This window comes from Cohnella rhizoplanae, assembly GCF_948329515.1.
GTDB classification, from domain to species: Bacteria; Bacillota; Bacilli; order Paenibacillales; family Paenibacillaceae; genus Cohnella; species Cohnella rhizoplanae.
This window is the reverse complement of the sequence record NZ_CAOJCN010000018.1, coordinates 117,003-125,010: the sequence shown is the minus strand read 5'-3', so window position 1 is coordinate 125,010 and position 8,008 is coordinate 117,003. Positions and strand designations below refer to the sequence as shown.

Here is an 8,008-nt window from a genome sequence, read left to right as displayed (position 1 = left end):
CTCATTTCATTGCTGGTATAACTTTTGCTTCCGCCTCGAAAGGCTTCAGCGTCCGTTTGTTTTAACGCTCGATGTTCAGTTTTCAAGGAGCAATCTCGTTATCTTCTATCGACCTTCGAACCCTGAAGTTCTTCGAGCCAACAGCAGTTAACTTTATCAGGTTCGTCCGGGCTTGTCAACTTCTTTTTTTAGAAGCTGTATGAAGTCTTGCTCGTCTCAGCCTGTCCCCTCGAAGGGGCGAGTACTAATATAACAAGCCGCGACGGGAAAAGCAACTGTCAATACTTGTATTCTCAAATTCAAGTTGACTATATAATGCCGAGAGATTAAGTTGGAATTATCATGCGATGAGGAGGAGAGCTCCATTGAAGGAAGTTCCCATGCCTTATATCAAGTCGAATCAAACCGGCATTGTACTGTTCGCCGTGCTATCGTTCTTCGTCGCTCCGCTGTTGGTTCTCGCGGCCCTATGGCTGATCCAGGTCGTAGGCTTGGCCACCAAAGGCAAGTACAACTTATTTATAAGGATCGCCAGGCCATGGCTGAAGACGTCGGGCAAAGAAACGCAGGCGCAAGAGCTGGCCCGCTTCAACAACACGCTCGCGGTCGTCTTCCTGAGCTTGGCCGTCCTCAGCTTCTCGTTGGGCTGGACCTTTGCCGGGTATGCGTTCGCCATGATGCTGCTGGCCGCAGCCGGAGCCGCCCTGCTCGGCTACTGCGTCGGCTGCACGATTTACTTTCAGTATAAGCAGCTACTCGCGCGACGACGCATTAAGCACTCATGAACCGCAAAGGACGCCGCCTCCGAACGATCGGAAGGCGGCGTCTTTATTTGTCGTGCGCGAATTAATCGGTGGGCTGTTCCATTCCAAGCAACGCGAGCAGCTCCTGCTCGTCCTCTAACACCGGGACGCCCAGATCGCGCGCCTTGGTCAGCTTGCTGCCGGCGCTCTCGCCCGCGATGACGAGATCGGTCTTCTTGGAGACGCTGCCGGATACCTTGGCGCCCAGCTCCTCCAGGCGCCTGGAGGCCTCGTCGCGCGTAAGCAGGCTGAGCGTCCCCGTGAGGACGACCGTCTTGCCGAACAGCGGATGACTCGTATCCGCTGCCTGCGCTGCCGGACGGTCGGCCTCGGCCTTCACGCCCGCGGCGCGCATGCGGGCGATGCTCTGCTGCATGAGCGGGTCGCGGAAAAAGCCCGCGATGCTCTCGGCTACGATGCCGCCGATATCGGGCAGCAAGACCAGCTCTTCGGCCTCGGCCGCCATGAGCCGATCGAGGTCGCCGTAGTGGTCGGCGAGCGTGCGCGCGGTCGCCTTGCCGGTATTCGGGATGCCGAGCGCGTTCAAAAATGCCGCGAGCTCCCGCGATTTGGACTTTTCGACGGAGGCCAGCAGGTTGTTCGCCTTCTTTTCCCCGAAGCGCTCCAGCTTGACCAGATCGTCGAACTGCAGGTCGTACAGATCCGCCGGATCGCGGACGTCGAGCGCGGCGAGCAGTTGCCCGGCCGTCTTGCCGCTGAACGTCTCGATATCCATGCAGTCGCGGGAAGCGAAGTGCGTGATGCGTCCGACGATCTGCGGCCGGCACCCGAGCCGGTTGGGACAGAATAGATGCGCGCCGCGCAGTTCCAGCGGCGTACCGCAAGCCGGACAGGCCTCCGGCACGGCGATCTCGAGCCCCGGCTCCTCGTCGGCCTTGCCGAGAATCTCGGGAATGACGTCGTTGGAGCGGCGGATGAAGACGCGCGTGCCGAGGGCGTGCGTCAGGTTCTTGCGCGCGATGTCGCCGATATTGTTCAGCGTGCAGTTCTGCACGGTCACGCCGGCTAGTTCGACGGCTTCTACGCGCGCGAGCGGCGTTACCTTGCCGGTGCGGCCGACTTCCCAGGAGACGGACTCGAGCACGGTGGTCGTCTCTTCGGCCTCGAACTTGTAGGCGACCGCCCAGCGCGGGAACTTGTCCGTATAGCCGAGAACCTCTCGCGTGCGCAGGTCCGTCACCTTGACGACTGCCCCGTCGATGAGATAGTCGAGCTCGTGCCGGAATACGACGATCGCGTTCAATTCCTCGGCGATATCCTCGACATTGTCGTAGTAGCGCTCGAAGGCGTTGACCGGAAGTCCGTTGTCCCGGAGGAAGGCGAGAATCTCGCGATGGTTGGAAAAGGAGATGCCCGCGGCGTCCGAAAAGCCCACATTATAAAAGAAAGCATCCAGCTTGCGCGATGCGGTAACGGCAGGATTCAGGTTGCGGAGCGCGCCGGCTGCGCCATTGCGGGCGTTCTTAAGCGGCTCCGCCGCGGTACGGTTATAGGCTTCCAGCACGGACAGGCGCATAATGCCCTCGCCCTGAACCTCGATAGGGCCGCCTTTGTAGGGTATCGTGAGCGGGATCGAACGAATCGTCTTCACCTGCGCCAGAATGCCCTCGCCAACGACCCCGTTGCCGCGTGTGGCCGCCTGGACGAGTTCGCCGCCCTCGTAGGTTAGGTTCAGCGTCAGGCCGTCGAACTTCTGCTCGATGACATATTCGGGAGCCGGCAGAGGCGCGTCCGGATGGCGCGAATTGAAGTCCGCTACCAGCTTGTTCACGCGCTGCGCCCACGTCTTGAGATCGTCAAGGTTCTGCGCCTTGTCCAGACTCCACAGCCGGGCGATGTGGCGGTGGGGCTCGAAGCCCTTCAGGATCCCCCCGCCCACGCGATGGGTCGGCGAATCGGGGAGTACGGTCCCCGTCTCTTTTTCCAAGCCAACCAGCTCGTCGTACAAGAGATCGTACTCCCGGTCGCTGATGGAAGGATTGTCTTCGGTATAGTAACGCCGGACGTGAACGTTCAACTCGTCGACCAGCTGTCTCATCCGCTGCAGCGGCTCCGTCATGGGCATTCGGCCTCTCTCTGTCCCCTTCATGCGGGGTTGGTGGTGAAGCGGATTTGATTCAACGGCCCCGTTTATCGTGTAAAAGGGAACAACCGCTGCGAAAAACGGGAGGGTTCGAACATGGATAACCAGACGGATAAATATTACGATAGCCAGGAAAGGCACTCTTCGGTGAAAGAGACGTACTTTGTCTCGGTGTCGGCCGGCACGATCACGAAGGAAGAAAACCATACGACCGACCAGCTCAGCGTATACGCGACGGACAAGGAGATCGATCAACTGATGGCCTTGTTCGCCAAGAGGGCGGCGACCGACGATCTTACGCATCTGCGCGGGATCATCCCGTACAAGTCCGCGGATCACGATCCGGCGACGGACAAGTACAACGAGCAGATGCTGGATATCTACCGTACGATCTTCAGGATCGGCACGGAGGAGACGCGCAAGCATCTCATCCATATGGACATTCTCAACGTTTTGAAGGATCCCGATACCCACCTGCCGGGGTATCACTAAGTTTTATGTACGGGAAGGCCGCCGCGCCCATGAGGCGCGGCGGCTTTTTTTGCTACGCGCGATCAGATCTTGGTGACGGGCGCGAAAGCCGCGAGCAGGCGCTTGAGGCCTACCGGCGCGGGAAACGCGATATTAAGCTCCGTGTCGCTGCCGCTTCCCTTCACGGCGACGACCGTGCCTACGCCCCACTTGGCATGCTGCACCTTGTCGCCTGCCGCGACGGAGAGGCCTTGGCCGCCGCCCGCCGCAGGCTGCGGCGCCGCGGCCGGACGGGCCCCGATGCCGAAGCTTGCGGGCGCTTGGCCCGGCGGTCTGGCCCCGGCAGCGCCGCCGGCAACAGGCCTGGCGCCGAAGCCGCCGCCCGATGCGGCGCCGCCCCCGAAGCCGCCGGCCTGCGGACGCGCGCCGAAGCCCGCCTGACCGCCTCCGGCGCCATAGCCGCCGCCCGCGTTCGGGCCTCGCCCGCCGCCGAGACGCGAGCCAAACCCGCCGTACGCACCGCCGATGCGACCGCCTTGCATTTCCACCGCTTCCTTGAGACTATCGGGAATCTCGCCCAAGAAGCGCGACGGCGCGTTGGCCGCCGTGCGGCCATAGAGCAACCGGCTCTGCGCGCAGGTGAGATACAGCTTCTTCTCCGCCCGCGTGATGCCGACATAGGCGAGACGCCGCTCCTCCTCCATCTCGTCGTTGTCCATGAACGCCCGGCTGCCGGGGAAGATCCCTTCCTCCATGCCGACGATGAACACGACGGGGAACTCCAGCCCCTTGGCGCTGTGCATCGTCATGAGCACGACGGCGTCGCCTTTTTCCTTGTCGTCCGGATCGTCGTTCACCGAGTCGATGTCCGCGATGAGCGCCAGATCGGTCAGGAAGGAAACGAGCGACTTGTCTTCGTTGCGGTTCTCGAACTCCTGGGTGACGGACAGGAACTCCTCGATGTTCTCCAGGCGCGCCTGCGACTCGATCGTATTCTCCCGCTGCAGCTCCATGCGGTAGCCGGACAGCTCCAGCATCTTCTCGGTCAGCTCAGTGACGGACAGATATTCGACCATGGCGGTCAGATTCGCGATCAACGAGCTGAACTCGGACAGCGCCGCCTTGGCGCGCGATTGAACGTCCAGATGATACAGGCCGTCGCCGAGCAATCCCTCGCCTTGGCTGATCAGCTTGTAGATCGAGATGCCCTGGCGCTGCGCCTCCTCCTGCACCTTCCCCATCGTCGTATCGCCCAGCGCGCGCTTGGGGACATTAATGATGCGGTTCAGGCTGATGTCGTCGTCCGGGTTGGAGATCAGACGCAGGTAAGCGAGAATGTCCTTGATTTCCTTGCGGTCGTAGAACTTGGTGCCGCCTACGATCTGGTAGGGAATCTCGGACTTGATCAGAATTTCTTCCATCACCCGGGACATGGCGTTCGTGCGGTAGAGGATGGCGTGATGGTCGAACCGGCGGCCGCTTTGTCTGTTCTTGCGTATCTCGTTCGCGACAAAATAGCCTTCTCCGTGCTCGGAATCGCCCTGGTAGACCGTGATCTTGTCCCCGCCCGGGCTCTCGGTCCACAGGTTCTTGGCCTTGCGGCCCATGTTGTTCTTGATGACCTGGTTGGCCGCCTCCAGAATGTTGGACGTGGAGCGGTAGTTCTGCTCCAGGAGGATGGTGCGGGCTTCCGGATAGTCGGCCTCGAAGTTAAGAATATTGGTGATATCCGCGCCGCGCCAACGATAAATCGACTGGTCGCTGTCGCCGACGACGCAGATGTTGTGATGCTTGGCCGCGAGCATTTTGCAGATCATGTACTGCGCCTTGTTCGTATCCTGGTACTCGTCCACATGGATATAGCGGAACTTGTTCTGATAAAACTCGAGCACCTCGGGCACTTCGCGGAACAGCTGGATCGTCAGCAAAATGAGATCGTCGAAGTCGAGCGAATTGTTCGCCTTTAGACGGCGCTGGTACTGCGTGTACACCTTGGCCGCGATCGTCTGGAAATAATCGCCCGCGCGGGCCTCGTATTGCTCCGGAGACAGCAGCTCGTTCTTCGCGCCGCTGATCATGGCCTGCACGGCCTTGGGCTCGAACTTCTTGGTGTCGACGTTCTGCTCCTTCATGACGCCGCGGATAACGGACAGTTGATCCGCCGAGTCCAGGATGCTGAAGTTGGAGCCGAATCCGATCCGCTGGATATCCCGCCGCAGGATGCGCACGCTCATCGAGTGGAACGTGCTCACCCACACGTCGCGGCCGCTCGCGCCGATCAGCTTGGACACGCGGTCCTGCATCTCGCGCGCCGCCTTGTTGGTGAAGGTGATGGCGAGAATGCTCCATGGCGGCGCGATGCGCTTGGCGATCAGGTAAGCGATGCGGTGCGTGAGCACGCGCGTCTTGCCGCTGCCCGCGCCGGCCATGATGAGCAGCGGCCCGTCGGTGGCGACGGCCGCCTCGCGCTGCTTGGGATTCAGCCGGTTCACGGCCTCATCGATATTGAACGTCGTCTCGGACGACGGTTGCGCCGGTTCGAAAAACATATGATTAAACGCTCCTTTGCTCGTAGCTTAAGGGATATCCCGCCACGCCGCAGCGAAAGATGCCGCTGCGTCAGGCTATGTCGCCGGCACAAGCCTCAGGCTTGGCCGCATCGACCGTCGCGAGAGCCGCGGCCAGGTCGCTGTAGATGACATTGCCCACGACGATCGTGTGCGCGGACTCGGCGGCCGCCCGCGCCTGCTCGGGCGTGGCGATGCCGCCGCCGTAGAACAGCCTCGCCTGCGCCAGCCGGTCTCTTACCTGCCGGACGAGTGCCATGTCCCCGTATGTCCCGCTGTACTCCATATAGATCACGGGCACGCGCCAGAGACGGTCGGCCACCAGGGCATAGGCGAGCACCTCGTCCGCAGTCAGCTGCGTCCGCGCTTCCGTCACTTTTGCCGCCGTGCACTCGCCGTTCAGGATCAGGTAGGCTTGGCTGGCGGCGAGCTCCCACGGCATGAACGCGCCGTACTCGGCCAGCGCCTCGACCTGTCGCCCGACGAGCCAATCCGTCCGGCCGGCGTTAAGCACCGTGGGTACGAAGTAGCCGTCGAAGCCCGGCACGGCGCTGTCCGCTCCGGTCAGCTCGAGCGCGCACGGCACCTCGTAGCGGCGGATGCGCGACAGGAGCTCCACCGTATTGTCAAAAGTGACGCCGCTCGAACCGCCGACGAGGATGCCGTCCGTGCCGGACAGGCAGATCCGCTCCAGCGCCTCGTCCGAGATCGCGCGGTCGGGGTCCAGCTTGAATACGTGCCGCCACGCGGCATACATACCCGAAAATGCGATCATGCGTTCCTCCACGGCGTTTACCCCTAGTCTACAGGAAATCGCGGCGAGGGGGAAGGCGAACGGCGGGGATTTCCGCACGCAAATCTTGGAGTTAAGACTTGACCCCGTTCGCGCCGACGATCTCGTGCTCTGGATGAAAGCCTTCGAGCGAACCGAACACGGGCAGCAAAATGTCTGTCAGCAACTTGATCGTGCAACTAAGGTCGCGGTTCAGCATCTCGGGACGCTGGCCGCGTGCGGATTTCCGCTGCTTTTCGATGAATGCGCTGACGGTGTCATCGGCGTTCCCACGCTTGAATTTAGCCATCTAATATAACCTCCGGATACGTAAAATCAAACAAAAAAGGCCGCCATCCCCGAAGGGGACGACGGCGTGCGCTTCACGCGATTATTCATAATAAGGGGTAAACTCAACCCCGCAGCTTGCTCTCCAGATAAGCTCTGAACGCCTCGCCGAGATCCGGACGCTCGAGCGCGAAGTCGACGATCGTCTTCAGGTAGCCGAGCTTCTCGCCGGTATCGTAGCGGTCGCCCTCGAAGGCGTAGGCGTAGACCGATTCTTGCCGGAGCAGCCGGGAGATGGCGTCCGTCAGCTGAATCTCGCCGCCAGCGCCGGTACCCTGGGTCTCGAGAAGGCCGAAGATGGCCGGCGTCAGAATGTAACGGCCCATAATGGCGATGTTGGAGGGCGCGCGCTCGGCAGCGGGCTTCTCCACGACGCCGCGAACCGGAACGATATCCTTGCTCAGGTCGGCGCCATCCGCCGGGTCCACGATGCCGTAGCGGGAGATCTCGTTCTCGGGCACGCGCTTGACGGCCAGCACGCTGCTCTGCACTTGGTCGTAAACATCCATCATCTGCTTGAGGCACGGCGTCTCGGAGCGGACGATGTCGTCGCCCAGCAGCACGGCGAAGGGTTCGTCGCCGATGAAGTTGCGCGCGCACCAGATCGCATGTCCGAGCCCCTTGGCTTCCTTTTGGCGAATATAGTGAATGTCGATCATATCCGAAGCGTGCTGCACCTCGGAGAGCAGATCCAGCTTGCCCTTCTGCCGCAGGTTCTCCTCAAGCTCGTAATAGCTGTCGAAATGATCCTCGATCGCCCGCTTGCCTTTGCCGGTGACGATAATGATATCCTCGATGCCGGATGCGACGGCTTCTTCTACGATATATTGAATGCCCGGCTTGTCGATGATCGGCAGCATCTCCTTGGGCATCGCCTTCGTAGCGGGGAGAAAGCGGGTGCCGAGTCCGGCTGCGGGAATGATGGCCTTGCGGACTTTCATGG

At 61.3% G+C, this 8,008-nt stretch carries 7 protein-coding genes; 2 read left to right on the top strand and 5 right to left on the bottom strand.

Going from position 1 to position 8,008, the window contains the following annotated elements; all coding sequences use genetic code 11:
- Nucleotides 1-365 precede the first annotated feature (365 nt).
- Nucleotides 366-785, top strand: coding sequence for a DUF4395 domain-containing protein (locus PQG80_RS21965; protein WP_271753769.1), 420 nt, complete (start codon nt 366-368; stop codon nt 783-785).
- Between the two features lie 61 nt (nt 786-846).
- On the opposite strand, the gene ligA is transcribed toward PQG80_RS21965, so the two are convergent.
- Nucleotides 847-2,889 (bottom strand): NAD-dependent DNA ligase LigA, encoded by a 2,043-nt coding sequence (gene ligA / locus PQG80_RS21960; protein ID WP_271753768.1) that lies wholly within the window; start codon nt 2,887-2,889, stop codon nt 847-849.
- 114 nt (nt 2,890-3,003) lie between these two features.
- Here ligA and PQG80_RS21955 point away from each other — a divergent pair, with 114 nt between their 5' ends.
- The gene (locus PQG80_RS21955) at nt 3,004-3,399 is read left to right on the top strand and encodes a hypothetical protein (RefSeq protein WP_271753767.1); all 396 of its coding nucleotides are present in this window, start codon (nt 3,004-3,006) and stop codon (nt 3,397-3,399) included.
- A gap of 62 nt (nt 3,400-3,461) precedes the next feature.
- On the opposite strand, the gene pcrA is transcribed toward PQG80_RS21955, so the two are convergent.
- The 4 genes from pcrA to galU form a co-directional block, all read right to left on the bottom strand.
- Entirely contained in the window at nt 3,462-5,927 is a 2,466-nt protein-coding gene (gene pcrA, locus PQG80_RS21950) for a DNA helicase PcrA (RefSeq protein ID WP_271753765.1), read from the bottom strand.
- Nucleotides 5,928-5,997: 70 nt separating this feature from the next.
- Complete coding sequence (gene pcrB / locus PQG80_RS21945) at nt 5,998-6,720, bottom strand: heptaprenylglyceryl phosphate synthase (protein ID WP_271753764.1); 723 nt, start codon at nt 6,718-6,720, stop codon at nt 5,998-6,000.
- Nucleotides 6,721-6,811: 91 nt separating this feature from the next.
- Nucleotides 6,812-7,027 (bottom strand): hypothetical protein, encoded by a 216-nt coding sequence (locus PQG80_RS21940; protein ID WP_271753762.1) that lies wholly within the window; start codon nt 7,025-7,027, stop codon nt 6,812-6,814.
- Nucleotides 7,028-7,130: 103 nt separating this feature from the next.
- Nucleotides 7,131-8,006, bottom strand: a complete 876-nt coding sequence (gene galU / locus PQG80_RS21935; RefSeq protein ID WP_271753760.1) for a UTP--glucose-1-phosphate uridylyltransferase GalU — start codon at nt 8,004-8,006, stop codon at nt 7,131-7,133.
- Nucleotides 8,007-8,008 lie beyond the last annotated feature (2 nt).

Coding starts and splice junctions, on each gene's coding strand:
- galU (WP_271753760.1), bottom strand. CDS start 8,006: ATGAAAGTCCGCAAGGCCATCATTCCCGCAGCCGGACTCGGCACCCGC.
- PQG80_RS21940 (WP_271753762.1), bottom strand. CDS start 7,027: ATGGCTAAATTCAAGCGTGGGAACGCCGATGACACCGTCAGCGCATTC.
- pcrA (WP_271753765.1), bottom strand. CDS start 5,927: ATGTTTTTCGAACCGGCGCAACCGTCGTCCGAGACGACGTTCAATATC.
- PQG80_RS21955 (WP_271753767.1), top strand. CDS start 3,004: ATGGATAACCAGACGGATAAATATTACGATAGCCAGGAAAGGCACTCT.
- ligA (WP_271753768.1), bottom strand. CDS start 2,889: ATGCCCATGACGGAGCCGCTGCAGCGGATGAGACAGCTGGTCGACGAG.
- pcrB (WP_271753764.1), bottom strand. CDS start 6,720: ATGATCGCATTTTCGGGTATGTATGCCGCGTGGCGGCACGTATTCAAG.